10 protein-coding genes are annotated in these 13,258 nt (G+C 67.1%); 3 read left to right on the top strand and 7 right to left on the bottom strand.

Features of this window, described 5'->3' with window-relative positions:
* Positions 1 to 97: 97 nt before the first annotated feature.
* On the bottom strand, positions 98 to 3,454 hold the full coding sequence (carB, locus tag ACFQ2S_RS00545; protein ID WP_386071837.1) for a carbamoyl-phosphate synthase large subunit: 3,357 nt from the start codon (positions 3,452 to 3,454) through the stop codon (positions 98 to 100).
* Positions 3,455 to 3,584: 130 nt separating this feature from the next.
* Here carB and ACFQ2S_RS00540 point away from each other — a divergent pair, with 130 nt between their 5' ends.
* The 3 genes from ACFQ2S_RS00540 to ACFQ2S_RS00530 all read left to right on the top strand — a co-directional run bounded on the left by ACFQ2S_RS00540 (position 3,585) and on the right by ACFQ2S_RS00530 (position 7,025).
* The gene (locus tag ACFQ2S_RS00540; protein ID WP_386071836.1) at positions 3,585 to 4,325 is read left to right on the top strand and encodes a CPBP family intramembrane glutamic endopeptidase; all 741 of its coding nucleotides are present in this window, start codon (positions 3,585 to 3,587) and stop codon (positions 4,323 to 4,325) included.
* Between the two features lie 108 nt (positions 4,326 to 4,433).
* The gene (locus tag ACFQ2S_RS00535; protein ID WP_386071835.1) at positions 4,434 to 4,742 is read left to right on the top strand and encodes a hypothetical protein; all 309 of its coding nucleotides are present in this window, start codon (positions 4,434 to 4,436) and stop codon (positions 4,740 to 4,742) included.
* A gap of 108 nt (positions 4,743 to 4,850) precedes the next feature.
* Entirely contained in the window at positions 4,851 to 7,025 is a 2,175-nt protein-coding gene (locus ACFQ2S_RS00530) for an esterase-like activity of phytase family protein (RefSeq protein WP_386071833.1), read from the top strand.
* Between the two features lie 124 nt (positions 7,026 to 7,149).
* Here ACFQ2S_RS00530 and ACFQ2S_RS00525 read toward each other — a convergent pair whose 3' ends face one another.
* From ACFQ2S_RS00525 to ACFQ2S_RS00500, 6 genes are read right to left on the bottom strand one after another with little or no spacing between them, the layout of a single operon-like run.
* Positions 7,150 to 8,148 (bottom strand): aldose epimerase family protein, encoded by a 999-nt coding sequence (locus ACFQ2S_RS00525; protein WP_386071832.1) that lies wholly within the window; start codon positions 8,146 to 8,148, stop codon positions 7,150 to 7,152.
* Positions 8,145 to 10,049, bottom strand: coding sequence for a beta-galactosidase (locus tag ACFQ2S_RS00520; protein WP_386071830.1), 1,905 nt, complete (start codon positions 10,047 to 10,049; stop codon positions 8,145 to 8,147). The genes ACFQ2S_RS00525 and ACFQ2S_RS00520 overlap by 4 nt, the downstream gene beginning before the upstream one ends.
* Positions 10,046 to 10,906 (bottom strand): SMP-30/gluconolactonase/LRE family protein, encoded by an 861-nt coding sequence (locus ACFQ2S_RS00515; protein ID WP_386071828.1) that lies wholly within the window; start codon positions 10,904 to 10,906, stop codon positions 10,046 to 10,048. Before ACFQ2S_RS00515 ends, ACFQ2S_RS00520 begins: the two co-directional genes overlap by 4 nt.
* On the bottom strand, positions 10,903 to 11,508 hold the full coding sequence (locus tag ACFQ2S_RS00510; RefSeq protein ID WP_386071826.1) for a 2-dehydro-3-deoxy-6-phosphogalactonate aldolase: 606 nt from the start codon (positions 11,506 to 11,508) through the stop codon (positions 10,903 to 10,905). The genes ACFQ2S_RS00515 and ACFQ2S_RS00510 overlap by 4 nt, the downstream gene beginning before the upstream one ends.
* Positions 11,505 to 12,413: a 2-dehydro-3-deoxygalactonokinase gene (locus tag ACFQ2S_RS00505; RefSeq protein ID WP_386071825.1), complete on the bottom strand. Its 909-nt coding sequence runs from the start codon at positions 12,411 to 12,413 to the stop codon at positions 11,505 to 11,507. The genes ACFQ2S_RS00510 and ACFQ2S_RS00505 overlap by 4 nt, the downstream gene beginning before the upstream one ends.
* Positions 12,410 to 13,180, bottom strand: a complete 771-nt coding sequence (locus ACFQ2S_RS00500; RefSeq protein WP_386071823.1) for an SDR family NAD(P)-dependent oxidoreductase — start codon at positions 13,178 to 13,180, stop codon at positions 12,410 to 12,412. The genes ACFQ2S_RS00505 and ACFQ2S_RS00500 overlap by 4 nt, the downstream gene beginning before the upstream one ends.
* Positions 13,181 to 13,258: the final 78 nt, after the last annotated feature.

Here is a 13,258-nt window from a genome sequence, read left to right as displayed (position 1 = left end):
GCTCCCGCCCGGGGCCACGGCATCGAAGATGCCCCGGTCCCGGTTGGGCGTGGCCGCGCGCTGCACGCGCGGCGGCCAGGTCGGAGAGGGGGGGGCTTCAGACGTCCTGGAGCGCGCGAACCTCGATCTCGCCTTCTTCCCGGGCCTTCATGGCCAGGGCAGCGGCATGGGCAGCGGCGAGGGTGGTAAAATAGGGGATCTTGTCCATCAGCGCGACGGTTCGCATCGAGCGGCTGTCTTCCACCGCCTGCGCGCCCTCGGTGGTGTTCATCACCAGGTTCACCTGCCCGTCCTTCATCACGTCGACGATGTTGGGGCGGCCTTCGTAGACCTTGTTGACGATCTTCGCCGGGATCTCGTGTTCCTTTAGGAACGAGGCGGTGCCCCGCGTCGCGAGGATCTCGAAGCCGAGTTCGTGGAGCGTTCGCGCGGTTTCCACCAGCTGCGGGGTCTTGTCCTCCGGCTTGATCGACAGGAAGACGCAGCCCGAAGCGGGCAGGTCCGAGCCGGCGCCGATCTGGGCCTTGAGGAAGGCGCGGTGGAAGTTCTTGTCCGAACCCATCACCTCGCCGGTGGAGCGCATCTCGGGTCCGAGCAGGGTGTCGACGCCGGGGAAGCGGGCAAAGGGCATAACCGCCTCCTTGACCGCGAAGGTGTCGATCTGCGGATCGATCAGCTCGAAGGAGTCGAGCTTCTCGCCGGCCATCAGTCGCGCGGCGATCGAGGCGATGGGCGAGCCCACGGCCTTGGCGACGAACGGCACCGTGCGCGAGGCGCGCGGGTTGACCTCGATCAGGTAGATCTCGCCGTCCTTGATCGCGAACTGCACGTTCATCAGGCCAACCACGTTGAGCGCGAGCGCGAGCGCCTCGGTCTGCTGCTTCAGCTCCGCGATGGTTTCTGCCGAAAGCGAATAGGGCGGAAGCGAGCAGGCGGAATCGCCGGAGTGGACCCCAGCTTCCTCGATGTGTTGCATGATGCCGGCCACATGCACCTGCTTGCCGTCGCAGAGCGCGTCGACGTCGATCTCGATGGCGCCGGAGAGGTAGCTGTCGAGCAGGACCGGGCTCTTGCCGGAGACCACGACGGCCTCGGAAATGTAGCGCTCGAGCTGCGCGTGATCGCGGACGATCTCCATCGCCCGGCCACCGAGCACGTAGGAGGGCCGGATCACCAGCGGGAAGCCGATCTCGCCGGCGATGCGGATCGCGGCGGCGTCGGAGGAAGCGATGCCGTTCTTCGGCTGCTTGAGCCCGAGCTTGTTCACCAGCGCCTGGAACCGCTCGCGGTCCTCGGCAAGGTCGATCGCGTCCGGCGTGGTGCCGAGAATCGGGATGCCGGCGGCTTCGAGGTCGTTGGCGAGCTTGAGCGGCGTCTGGCCGCCGAACTGCACGATCACGCCGTGCAGCGTGCCCTTTTCCTGCTCCACCCGCAGGATTTCCATGACATGCTCGAAAGTGAGCGGCTCGAAGTAGAGCCGGTCCGAGGTGTCGTAGTCGGTGGAGACGGTCTCGGGGTTGCAGTTGACCATGATGGTCTCGTAACCCGCCTCGGTCAGCGCGAAACAGGCGTGGCAGCAGCAATAGTCGAACTCGATGCCTTGGCCGATCCGGTTCGGGCCGCCGCCGAGGATGACGACCTTCTTGGCGTTGGACGGGCGCGCTTCGCACTCCGTCTCGCCCATCGCCGGGACCTCGTAGGTCGAGTACATGTAGGGCGTCTGCGCCTCGAACTCGGCGGCGCAGGTGTCGATCCGCTTGAACTGGGCCACGACGCCGAGGTTTTCGCGGGCACGGCGGACGTTGGCCTCGTCGCGGCCGGTCAGCGCCGCGAGGCGCGCGTCGGTGAAGCCCATCATCTTGAGCTCGCGAAGCCCATGTTCGTCCATCGGCAGGCCTTCCTTGCGGATGCGGGCCTCGGTGCCGATGATTTCCCGGATCCGGGCGAGGAACCACGGATCGAAGGCGGTGATCTCCTGGATCTCGTCATCCGAGAAGCCGAAGCGCATGGCATGGGCGATCACCCGCAGCCGGTCCGGCGTCTTGAGCGCGAGCGCCCGGGTCACCGCCTTGTCTATTGCCATCTGGTCGCTTTTCTCGCGGCCGACGAGGATCTGCGGCACCACCGGATCGTCGCTTTCCGCATAGACCATGTTCTCGGGCCCGGGCAGGCCCTCGATCGCGACCTCGTCGAAACCGGTCAGCCCGGTTTCCATCGAGGCCAGCGCCTTCTGCAGGGATTCGTGGATCGTCCGACCGATCGCCATCGCCTCGCCCACCGATTTCATCGCGGTGGTCAGCTCGGGCTTGGAGCCGGGGAACTTCTCGAAGGCGAAGCGCGGGATCTTTGTGACGACGTAGTCGATGGTCGGCTCGAAGCTCGCGGGCGTCACCTTGGTGATGTCGTTGTCGAGCTCGTCGAGCGTGTAGCCCACGGCGAGCTTGGCGGCGATCTTGGCAATCGGGAAGCCGGTCGCCTTGGAGGCCAGCGCCGAGGAACGGGAGACGCGCGGGTTCATCTCGATCACGACCATGCGGCCGTCCTCGGGGTTGATCGCCCATTGGACATTGGATCCGCCGGTCTCCACGCCGATCTCGCGCAGAACGGCAATCGAGCCGTTGCGCATGATCTGGTATTCCTTGTCGGTCAGCGTCAGCGCGGGAGCCACGGTGATGGAGTCGCCGGTGTGCACGCCCATCGGATCGACGTTCTCGATGGCGCAGACGATGATCGCGTTGTCCGCCTTGTCGCGGACAACCTCCATCTCGAATTCCTTCCAGCCCAGAAGGCTTTCGTCGATCAGGATCTGGCTGACGGGCGAGGCTTCAAGCCCCGAACGGCAGTAGTATTCGTAATCGTCCCGGTTATAGGCGATGCCTCCGCCGGTGCCGCCGAGGGTGAAGGCGGGGCGGATGATCGCAGGCAGGCCGACCGTTTCGATGGCTTCCATGGCCAGCGCAAGGCCGGCCTTGATGTCGTACTTGCCGTTCTCGCCCTTGGGCGAGGAGACGATTGTGGCGCGCGGGTTCTCCAGGCCGATCCGGTCCATCGCCTCACGGAAAAGCTTGCGGTCCTCGGCCATCTCGATGGCTTCGCGGTTGGCGCCGATCAGCTCGACGCCGAATTTTTCGAGCACACCCATGTCGGCCAGCGCCAGCGAGGTGTTCAGCCCGGTCTGCCCGCCCATCGTGGGCAGCAGCGCGTCGGGGCGCTCCTTCTCGATGATCTTGGCGACGATCTCGGGGGTGATCGGTTCGATGTAGGTCGCGTCGGCCATGCCGGGGTCGGTCATGATCGTTGCCGGGTTGGAGTTGACCAGGATGACCCGATAGCCTTCCTCGCGAAGCGCCTTGCACGCTTGGGCGCCGGAGTAATCGAACTCGCAGGCCTGGCCGATCACGATTGGCCCCGCGCCGATGATCATGATGGACGAGATATCGGTGCGTTTGGGCATGAGTGAGTCTCCGGGCAGCAGGGGCGGCGCAAATTGTCTGCGTTATAGACAGCGAGCGGGGGGGCGCAAGGGGCGGTATGACCGGACGTCGAGATGGCGGGGCGTGCGGGGAGTGTCGAGAGGGAAAGTGATGGCCCTCGAGGCGATCCCCCATTGCGTGGCTGCGCGCTTCGGCACAGGGTCCGCGCATGGTGAGCGGGCAATGATCGAGGAGGGATCGAGCGGCAGATCCGGCGCGGGACGGCTCCGCGCCGAATTCCTTGCCTTGTTCGTGCTGTCGCCAATCGTAATGGCGATCGTGGTCCCGCCGCAGCATATGTTCCCGGTGCTCTTCGCGATGACCGCTATCGGGCTGGTGCTGCTGCACCGCACCGCGACGTTCCGCTGGCGCGACCTGTTCGCGGGGCGCGACAGCATCGACTGGGCGTGGATCTGGCTGATTGGCCTGCTGGTCATGCTGTTCGGAACCGGGCTGCTCTGGCTGGTGCGGCCGGAGGCTCTGTTTTCGCTGGTGCGGCGGCAGCCGGAACTGATGATCATGATCCTGATGCTCTATCCGCTGCTCTCCGCGCTTCCGCAGGAGTTGCTCTTCCGGGCGCTCTACTTCCGCCGCTACCGGTCCATCCTGCCCCGGCAGCGGTGGGCGGCGCTACTGCTCAATGCAGCGATCTTCTCGCTGGCGCACCTCATGTACTGGTCCTGGGTGGTGCTCTTCATGACCTTCGTGGGCGGGCTGGCATTTGCCTGGGCCTACGAGATACGGCGGTCGTTCCCGATGGCGCTCCTGCTGCACGCCGTGGCCGGAGACGTGCTGTTCCTCGTAGGGCTCGGGGTGTTCTTCTATTCGGGCAATGTCGTCCGCCCGTTCTGAGGCGACTCCATTTCGGCCGTGCCCGGGGGGGCAGGTCGGTTCGTCGCAGGGCGGGACGATTGAACCTTCTGGGGAAATGCTTATTTCGGCGACTTGCGAGGGTATCCCATGGCACATCCGCTCAATCTGACGATCGACCTTTTCCTGAGCCGAATGGAGGCGCGGGGCGAGTTCGATGACCTGTCCGGTTCCGGCGAGCCGATCCCGGACCTAGATGGCCCCGCGCCCAGCGTGATCGACAAGCTGCTGGCCGAGTCCGACGCGAGGCCCGTTCCGGTACTGCTCAACATCGAGATCGCCGCGCTTCGGGAAAGACTGGACGGCGAGCATGATCCGGCGCTTCGCAAGGACATCATGAAGGAGCTGGCGGACAAGCAGACGCGGCTCGCCATCGAGATCGAGGCCTACAATCGATAGCCAACCGCCCCGTAGGCCTCAGCTTTCATCAAACTGAAACATAGCCGTTACCTGAGCGTCGTCGTTCGTGGCCACAGATCCCCCCGTGAAATCCAACGGGGGTTCCCTATGAACAGACTACTGACCGTCAGCTCGGTGCTGGCTCTTGTCGCCGGCTCGGCACATGCTGAGATGACCTTCAACCGCATCGCCTCCTTCGCAACGCCGCTGAACATGGCCGAGGGTGAGGACGCCGCGCGCGAGACCTCTGCCGAGATCATCGCGGCGACGCCGGATGGCATGACGCTGGTCTACACGGACAGCCCGCTTGGCGTGATCGGTCTGATCGACATCACCGATGCCGCGGCGCCGAAGCCGCTGGGCAACATCGCGCTGGACGGTGAGCCGACCTCGGTCGCGATCATCGGCGACCGTGCCTATGTCGGCGTCAACAACTCCGAGAGCTACACCGATCCCTCGGGCCACCTCGCGGTGATCGACATTGCAGGCAAGGAGATCGTCGGCACCTGCGATCTGGGCGGTCAGTCGGATTCGGTGGCCGCGGCCAAGGACGGCTCCTTTGTCGTCGTCGCCATCGAGAACGAGCGCGACGAGGAAGCCGGCGACGGCCGCGTGGGCCAGATGCCCGCGGGGTTCCTCGCGATGATCGATGCCACCGACAACACCGCGGTCTGCGACACGCTGAAGACGGTCGAGCTGACCGGCCTGGCCGAGGTCGCCCCGGAAGACCCGGAGCCGGAATTCGTCGACGTGAACGGTCTGGGCGAGACGGTGGTGACGCTGCAGGAGAACAACCACATCGCCGTGGTTGCCCGTGACGGCACGCTGCTGGCGAACTTTTCCGCTGGTGGGGTCGACCTCGAGAACATCGATGTCGACGAGGAAGGCGCGCTGACCTTCGACGGCGAGCAGATGGGCCGCCTGCGCGAACCCGATGCCGTGAAGTGGCTGGACGACGACCACTTCGTCACCGCCAATGAAGGCGACATGGACGGCGGCTCGCGTGGCTGGACGATCTTCAACAAGGACGGCTCGGTCGTCTACGAGGACGGCGCGTCGTTCGAGTATGCCGTGGCGGAGATCGGCCACTATCCCGAGGGCCGTTCGGGCAACAAGGGCGTCGAGCCCGAGTCGGTCGAGGTCGCGACCTTCGGTGGCACGCCCTACGTCTTCATCGGCGCCGAGCGTGCCTCGGTGGTCGGCGTCTACGACGCGACCGACCCGTCCGCCCCGGTGCTGAAGCAGCTGCTTCCCTCCGGCATCGGGCCCGAGGGCTACGTGGCGATCCCCGAGCGCAACCTGCTGGTCTCCGCAAACGAGACCGACCTTGGCCCGGACGGCGGCGTGCGCGCCCATGTGATGATCTTCGAGATGGCCGAGGGCGACGCCGCCTACCCGATGCTGACCTCCAGGGGCATCACCATGGAGAACGGTGCGCCGGTCGGCTGGGGCGCGATCTCGGGCATGGTCGCCGACGCCGAGGTTCCCGGAATGATCTACGCCGTGAACGACAGTTTCTACGGGATGCAGCCGACGATCTTCAAGATCGACGCGACCGACCATCCGGCGAAGATCGTGGAGGCGATCCGTGTCACCCGCGAGGGCCAGCCGGCCCAGAAGCTTGACCTTGAGGGCATCGCGCTCGACGGCGAAGGCGGCTTCTGGCTCGCCTCCGAGGGCCGCACCGACCATGTGATCCCGCATGCGCTCTACCGCGTGGACGCCGAAGGCGCGATCGAGGAAGAGATCGGCCTGCCGGCAGAGCTTCTGGCCGGCGAGACCCGTTTCGGCTTCGAGGGTGTCACCAAGATCGGCGACACGCTCTGGATGGCGGTTCAGCGTGAGTGGGGCGACGATCCGAAGGATCACGCGAAGCTTGTGGCCTACAATCTCGAGACCGGGGAATGGGGCGCCGTGCACTACCCGAAGGCCGCGCCGAACTCCGGCTGGGTCGGTCTGTCCGAGATCGTCGCCCATGGCGACTGGGTCTACGTCGTCGAGCGCGACAACCTGATCGGCGATGCGGCGGTGACCAAGAAGGTCTACCGCGTGCCGGCTGCCGAGATGGTTCCGGCTGCGCTCGAGGGCGAACTGCCGGTGGTGAGCAAGGAGGAGGTGCGCGACCTGATCCCTGACCTGCTGCAGCTCAACGGCTACGTCCAGGACAAGGTCGAGGGCCTGGCCATCGACGCGGCCGGCAAGATCTTCGTCTCGACCGACAACGACGGCATCGACGACCATTCCGGCGAAACGCTGTTTTTCTCGATCGGCATGGCCGAGTGATCCCTGCCTGACAGGTCGAAGTGCCGAGGGGGCGCCTGGGAGACCGGGCGCCCCGTTTCTTTTCTCGAGGGCGCGCGCTGACGCGCGCGCGCCTTCGGCGAGGGTATTGGGACCAAGAAGAGGGTCAGGGGTGTGAGAAGTGGAAGCGGGTCACCTGGTCGGAGGTTTCGCCCGCCTCAAGCTCAACGCTCGGGAAGCCGGGCCTGTTGGGCGCGTCGGGCCAGCCCTGTGCCTCGAGGGCGATGCCGCATCGCGGGCCGCAAGGGCGGCCGTCGAGCCCCTCTGCGCCAAGAACGGGCATGTGGCGGGCATCGTAAAGCTGGAGGCCGGGTTCCGTTGTTTCCAGCGTCATCGCGAGGCCGTCTGGCGCGGTCAGGGTTGCGGCGGGCGTGAGCGGGCGGCGAGCCTCGGCGAGGCAGAGGTTGGTGTCGAACACGTCTGCCGGCTTGAGGACGCGGAGCGCGCGGAAATCAAGGGGCGTGCCATCCACAGGTCGGATCTCGCCCGTGGGGAGGGCCGTGGCGTCGGTTGGCAGGTAGGCGCGGGCGGCGACCTGCAGTGTGTGGCCGTCGAAGGTCGGGTTGTCCGAGAGGTTCCAGTAGCTGTGGTTGCAGAGGTTCACGAGCGTTGCCGTGTCGCTCCGCGCCCGGAGCGAGAGGGTCAGCTCCGGGCCATCGCCGAGGGTGTACTCGGCCTCGAAACGCCGGTTGCCGGGCAGGCCGCCTTCGCCATCTGCGGCCGTGCAGGTGAGCAGCAGCCGGGTGTCGGTGGCAGCCGCCACCTGCCAGACTTTACCGCCGAGCCCGGTGCTGCCGCCATGCAGGTGGTTCACGCCGGCATCGTTCGCCTCGAAGTCGAGGCGGCGACCCCGGAAGAGGGTCGTGGCGCCGCCGATCCGGTTGGCGACGGGGCCGACGATGGTTCCGAAATAGCCGAAGGCGCCGGATTCGTAGCCGGCGAGGTCTTGGCTTCCGAGGGTCAGCGACCGGTCGAGCCCGGAAAGATAGAGGCTCTGGAGCGTCGCGCCATAAGTCAGCACGCTGGCCCGGATCGCTGCGTTGTGAAGGGTGATCCGCTCAACGTGGATGCCGGCCCGGGTGATACCGAAGGGCGTGCGGGTCATGGGAGCGGTGTCCAGGTGACGCCGGCCGCGGGCACAGTCACGCCATCGTGGCTCTGCGGTTCGGGCGCGTAATTGATGTAGAAGCGATGGGTGGCCGTGTCGCTGATGCGAAGGCCGTCCGGCAGGTCGGTCGTGACGATGCCGGCCTCGGCGCAGGCGTTGCGCAGGATACGAACCATCGCCTCCGGGTCCGGCCAGCCCGCGAGGTAGTGCAGCCTGCCGGAGCGGACCAGCACCGGCTGGCCGGACCTGGTGCGCTCCACGACCTCGGCCGTGCCCTCCAGCCGCTCGAGCCAGCGCCCGACGGTGCCTCCGGCTTCCAGCGGCTCTTCGGCGCCATTCGGCAGGCTCTCGGTGAGCGCGATCGTGGTATCGAACCCCGGGAGCGCGGGAGGCAGGGGCACGGGGATGGCGAAATCCGGCGTCCGGGTGCCGGTGCGCGGGCCTAGGATGGCGAGCCCGTCGTAGGTCGAAAGGGCCGCGACCAGGCGCTCGGGCAGGGTGAAGAGGCCGGGGCCGAGCACCAGCTTGTAGGCTGAGAGGTCGGCGCAGGTCAGTGGCAGGATATCGATGTTCAGCCCGAGTTTGCGGAGGCCACGATAGACCTCGGACACGAGCCGGAAATAGTCGAAATCGGCACCCTGCGGCTGCGCTTCCCAGGCCCAGGCGGAGGGATAGTCGAACAGGATCGCCACGCGTGCCTGGGTCGGCTTGATGTCCGGCATCGTGGCAAGCTCGCGGGCGACCTGCGCAGCCTCGGCAAGGCCCGGAGCGGGGGCGCTGTCGGGGAGCAGCAGGCCGGCGTGCATCTGCTCCTGCGCGAAAGGCGCTTGGCGCCAGCGGAAATAGCAGACTGCCTCGGCGCCGTGGGCGATGGCCTCCCAGGCCCATAGCCGGACCATACCCGGCAAAGGTGCGGGGTTATGCGGCGCCCAGTTTACTGGGCCCGGCTGCTGCTCCATCACCCACCAGCGACCCCGCCCGACCGCGCGGTAGAGGTCGTGGTGGAGCGCCTGCATGTCCGGATCGCCCTGCCGAAGGTAGCGCCGTTTGTGCTCGGGGCCGTCCTCGAGCCGGTCAGAGAGAAAGCCGATCGGGTAGCTGTCCCAACTGGCGATGTCGAGGTCGGCGCCGGTGTCGAAGTGGTCGAAGTCCAGCACGCGGCCCATGTAGTTGTGGATCAGCGGCGCGTCGGTCAGCGGCCGCAGCGCCTCGGCCTGGGCGCGGTTGAAGGCGACGACCTGGTCACTGGAATAGCGGCGCCAGTCCATCACGTGGGCGGGGTTGGGCTCGGTCACGGTAAGTGCCGGCGGGTCGATCTCGGAGAAGTCGGCGTATTCCATCGACCAGAACACGTTGCCCCAGGCCCGGTTCAGCGCGTCCGGCGACTGGTAGCGCTGCGCCAGCCAGTTGCGGAAGCCCGCGACGGCGGCGGCGGAATAACTCAGCGTGGTGTCGTGGCAGGCGTATTCGTTGTCGATCTGCCAGGCCTGGACATGCGGGTTGCGGCCGTAGCGTTCGCCAAGGATCCGGGCAATGCGGACGCTTGCCTCGCGGTAGCCGAGATGACTGAAGCAGTAGTGACGGCGGGAGCCGAACTTGCGCGGCCGGCCCTGGGCGTCGACAGCCAGCATGTCCGGGTGCCGCTCGATCATCCAGCGTGGCGGCGTGGCCGTCGGCGTGCCGAGCACCACCTTGAGCCCAGCGTTGCCAAGGGTCTTGATCGCTCGGTCGAGCCAATCGAAGGCGAACTTCCCGGGCTGCGGTTCCAGCCGCGACCAGGCAAATTCGCCGATCCGCACCCAGGTCAGGCCGGTCGCTGCCATCAGGGCGGCATCCTCGGCCCAGAATTCCTCGGGCCAGTGTTCGGGGTAGTAGCAGACGCCGAGTGCAGGTTTCACAGGATCACCTTGTGTTCGGGCTGACCCTTGCCGACAGCGTCGACGGCGAAGGTCATGCCGTTTTCGGGTCGCGCGACGATGGCGTTTTCAGAAAGGCCGTCGCGGGCGGAGGTCACGAAGAGGGTGCAAAGATCGTCGCCGCCAAACGCGAGACAGGTCGTCTGGCGGGCACCGAACGGGATTGTGTCGGTCAGGCGACCGGCACGATCATAGACGGCGACCCGCGCGGCGCCCCATTGCGCATTCCAGAACCTGCCTTCGGCGTCGATCACGGCGCCGTCCGGCCCCCAGTCATGCTCCCGCATGTCGATGAAGACCTCGGATTCGCCTTCCGGCCAGCCGTCGGCCTCGTTCAGCCGAAGCTTTCGGATGACGTGTTCGCGGGTGTCGCAACAGCAGGCGTACCCGCCATCGGGGTCGAAGCAGATCGCGTTGGGGATGGTGATGCCGGGCAGGATCCTGCGCAGCTCGCCGCGGAAATAACGGTAAATCGCCCCGGCGCCTTCCTCGGCGTTGAAGCCCATCGTGCCGATCCAGAAGCCGCCCCAGGGATCGGCCCGGCCATCGTTGGAGCGGGTAACGGGGTTGTCCGCTTCGAGCGGGCAGATCTCCTCCCGCGCACCGGTCTCGAGGTCGAACCGGAACAGGGCGGTCGAAGAGGCGACCAGCAGCGCCGTTTCGTCGAGCCAGCCAGCGGCCGAGACATGGTCGTCGAATTGCCAGACCCGGGTGTCGCCGTCGGCCCGGGTCAGCAGTTTGCGGTCGAGGATGTCGAACCAGAAGAGCTGGCCCCGCGTGGGATGCCAGAGTGGCCCCTCGCCAAGCCGGCAGGGGGTGGCTTCGAAGATCCGTGTCATGAGGCTGCGGCGTCGTAGGCCTGCACGATCCGGCTGGCGCGGGCGAAGATGTCCCCGGCGTCCATGCCGGGCGTGTAGAGCGCCGAGCCGATGCCGAACCCGTCGGCTCCGGCGGCCAGCCACGTCTTGAAGTTCTCCGGCCCGGCACCGCCTACGGCAAAGACTTCCGTGTTCGGTGGTAGCACGGCGCGCAGGGCCTTGAGTCCGTCCGGCCCTGCCATGTTGCCGGGGAAGAGCTTCAGCCCGTCGGCGCCTGCCTCGAGTGCGGCAAAGGCCTCGGTCGGGGTGAAGATGCCCGGCCAGGACTCCATGCCATGCGCCTTGGTGGCCCGGATCACCTCGGGCACGCAGTTTGGCGAGACCACGAGCTTGCCGCCGGCCTCGGCGACCTGCTCGACCTGCGCTACGGTGAGCACGGTGCCCGCGCCGATCAGCGCCCGGTCACCCACCGCGACGGCCATCTCGCGGATGCTCTCCAGCGGGTCGGGCGAGTTGAGCGGAACCTCGATCCTGTCGATGCCCGCGTCGAGCAGCGACAGCGCGGCGGGAGCGGCCTCGGAGGGCGAGATGCCACGCAGGATGGCGATGATGGGGCGGCTCATGTGGGTGTCTCCGTGGTGTTCGACCGGGCGACGATCAGGCCCTTCAGGACCATTGCGTCGCCATCGGCCAGCGTCGCCGTGACCCCAAGGCCGGACAGCGCCGCGCCGTAGCGTCCGGAGATCCCGGTGGCACCGACGATGGCGATATTCTGGCCCAGCCAGTAGGGGCGGGCGGCGGCGAGTTCCGCTCCGATCAGCAGGCCCGAGAGCCGCGCCCGCGCGGCGGCCGCGGGCAGGCCCTTGAGCAGCCCTTCCGCGCGCAGGCCGAAAAGGCGCGCGGCCAGCTTCTCGGGGCGCGAGACCGCGTCGTCCACGGCCTCGGCAAAGGCGTCGTCGTCCCAGTCCTCGCCGCCGACCGAATGGCGCAGCACGGTGTGGCCGGCGAGCGCGGCAAAGAGCTCGCCGGTCATGAAGGTCTGGAAGCTCACGACCTCGCCCGCGCTGACATGGACCCACTTGCTGTGGGTGCCGGGCAGGCAGATCACGCCGTCGAACTTCGGGTTGAGCGCCTGGAAGCCGGCGATCTGGGTTTCCTCGCCGCGCATCACATCGGCCGGATCGGCCTGGCTGAGCCCGCCGATGATCCGGAAGCTCAGGCGCGGGTCGCTCGTCGGGGCGGCGGTTAGATCGGGAGAGAGCGGGGTGCAAGGCACCGCTCGGTAGCCTGCCTCGGCCCAGCCCTGCCGCGCGCCGACCATGCCGCAGGCGATCGCCTCGATCCGCTTCGAGGGGCCGACATGCGGGGCGACCAGCGCCAGGAAGGTCGGCTCGAACTGCTCCGGTGCGAGGCCGCCCATGCCGGTCGGCGAGCTTTCGGCCCAGAGCACGGACCCGTCCGTGCCGATCCCCCAGGCCCGGAGCGACGAGGTGCCCCAGTCAACCGCGATCCAGTCCAGTCTGTTCATCCTGTCGTCACCACCCCACCGTCGAGCACCAGCGCCTGCGCCGTCATGGCCGCAGACGCGCTGGATGCGAGAAAAAGAACGCCCCCTACCATGTCGTCGGGCGAAAGTGTTCGCTTGAGGCACTGCCGGTCGATCTGTGCCTCCATGTTTTCCGGCGTCAACCACTTCTCGAGTTGCCGGTCGGTCACCACCATGCCCGGCATCACCGCATTGGCGCGGATGTTGTCGGGGCCGAATTCGCGCGCCAGCGTGCGCGTCAGCCCGGTGATGCCGGCATTCGCGGTGATGTAGGGGGCATAGCCACAGTCCGCCATCATGTAGCTGATCGAAGACATGTTGACGATCGACCCGCCGCCGGCGGCCTGCATCCCCGGGATCACCGCCTGAGCGGCGAAGAAGTAGGACTTGAGATTGATCGCCATCGAGGCGTCCCAGAACGCCTCGTCGATCTCCAGCGTCTCGTGCCGCTGGTCATTGGCGGCGTTGTTGATCAGCACCCGCACCGGACCATGCGCCTGCGCGGCCGCCTCGATGGCGGACTTGAGGCCGGCGGTGTCGGTTATGTCGCAGGGCAGGAACAGCGGACGGTTGCCCGTCCGGCGCTCCATCTCGTTGCAAAACGCGCTGGCGTCCGAGCGCTGCACGAAAGCCACGCGGCTGCCCTGCTGCAGGAAGCCCTCGGTCAGGTCCGCTCCGATGCCCGAGCCGCCGCCGGTGATGAACACCGAGGCTCCTGCGAGGTCGGGAAAGATCGGGTGGTCGCTCATGCGAGTCTCCTCGGCAATGCTCCATGCGCTCCATGCGTGCGCCACCGCGCGGAAAATGCAACGAGACGGACGGTCGCG

It is taken from the genome of Tropicimonas aquimaris (assembly GCF_042676185.1).
Classification (GTDB): Bacteria; Pseudomonadota; Alphaproteobacteria; order Rhodobacterales; family Rhodobacteraceae; genus Tropicimonas; species Tropicimonas aquimaris.
The sequence above is the reverse complement of the archived record's forward strand: the minus strand, read 5'-3'. Positions and strand labels throughout refer to the sequence as shown.

Bases quoted from the DNA above. Each gene is read 5' to 3' on its own strand.
- carB (WP_386071837.1), bottom strand. From the start codon at position 3,454: ATGCCCAAACGCACCGATATCTCGTCCATCATGATCATCGGCGCGGGG.
- ACFQ2S_RS00540 (WP_386071836.1), top strand. From the start codon at position 3,585: ATGGCCCTCGAGGCGATCCCCCATTGCGTGGCTGCGCGCTTCGGCACA.
- ACFQ2S_RS00535 (WP_386071835.1), top strand. From the start codon at position 4,434: ATGGCACATCCGCTCAATCTGACGATCGACCTTTTCCTGAGCCGAATG.
- ACFQ2S_RS00530 (WP_386071833.1), top strand. From the start codon at position 4,851: ATGAACAGACTACTGACCGTCAGCTCGGTGCTGGCTCTTGTCGCCGGC.
- ACFQ2S_RS00525 (WP_386071832.1), bottom strand. From the start codon at position 8,148: ATGACCCGCACGCCCTTCGGTATCACCCGGGCCGGCATCCACGTTGAG.
- ACFQ2S_RS00515 (WP_386071828.1), bottom strand. From the start codon at position 10,906: ATGACACGGATCTTCGAAGCCACCCCCTGCCGGCTTGGCGAGGGGCCA.
- ACFQ2S_RS00510 (WP_386071826.1), bottom strand. From the start codon at position 11,508: ATGAGCCGCCCCATCATCGCCATCCTGCGTGGCATCTCGCCCTCCGAG.
- ACFQ2S_RS00505 (WP_386071825.1), bottom strand. From the start codon at position 12,413: ATGAACAGACTGGACTGGATCGCGGTTGACTGGGGCACCTCGTCGCTC.
- ACFQ2S_RS00500 (WP_386071823.1), bottom strand. From the start codon at position 13,180: ATGAGCGACCACCCGATCTTTCCCGACCTCGCAGGAGCCTCGGTGTTC.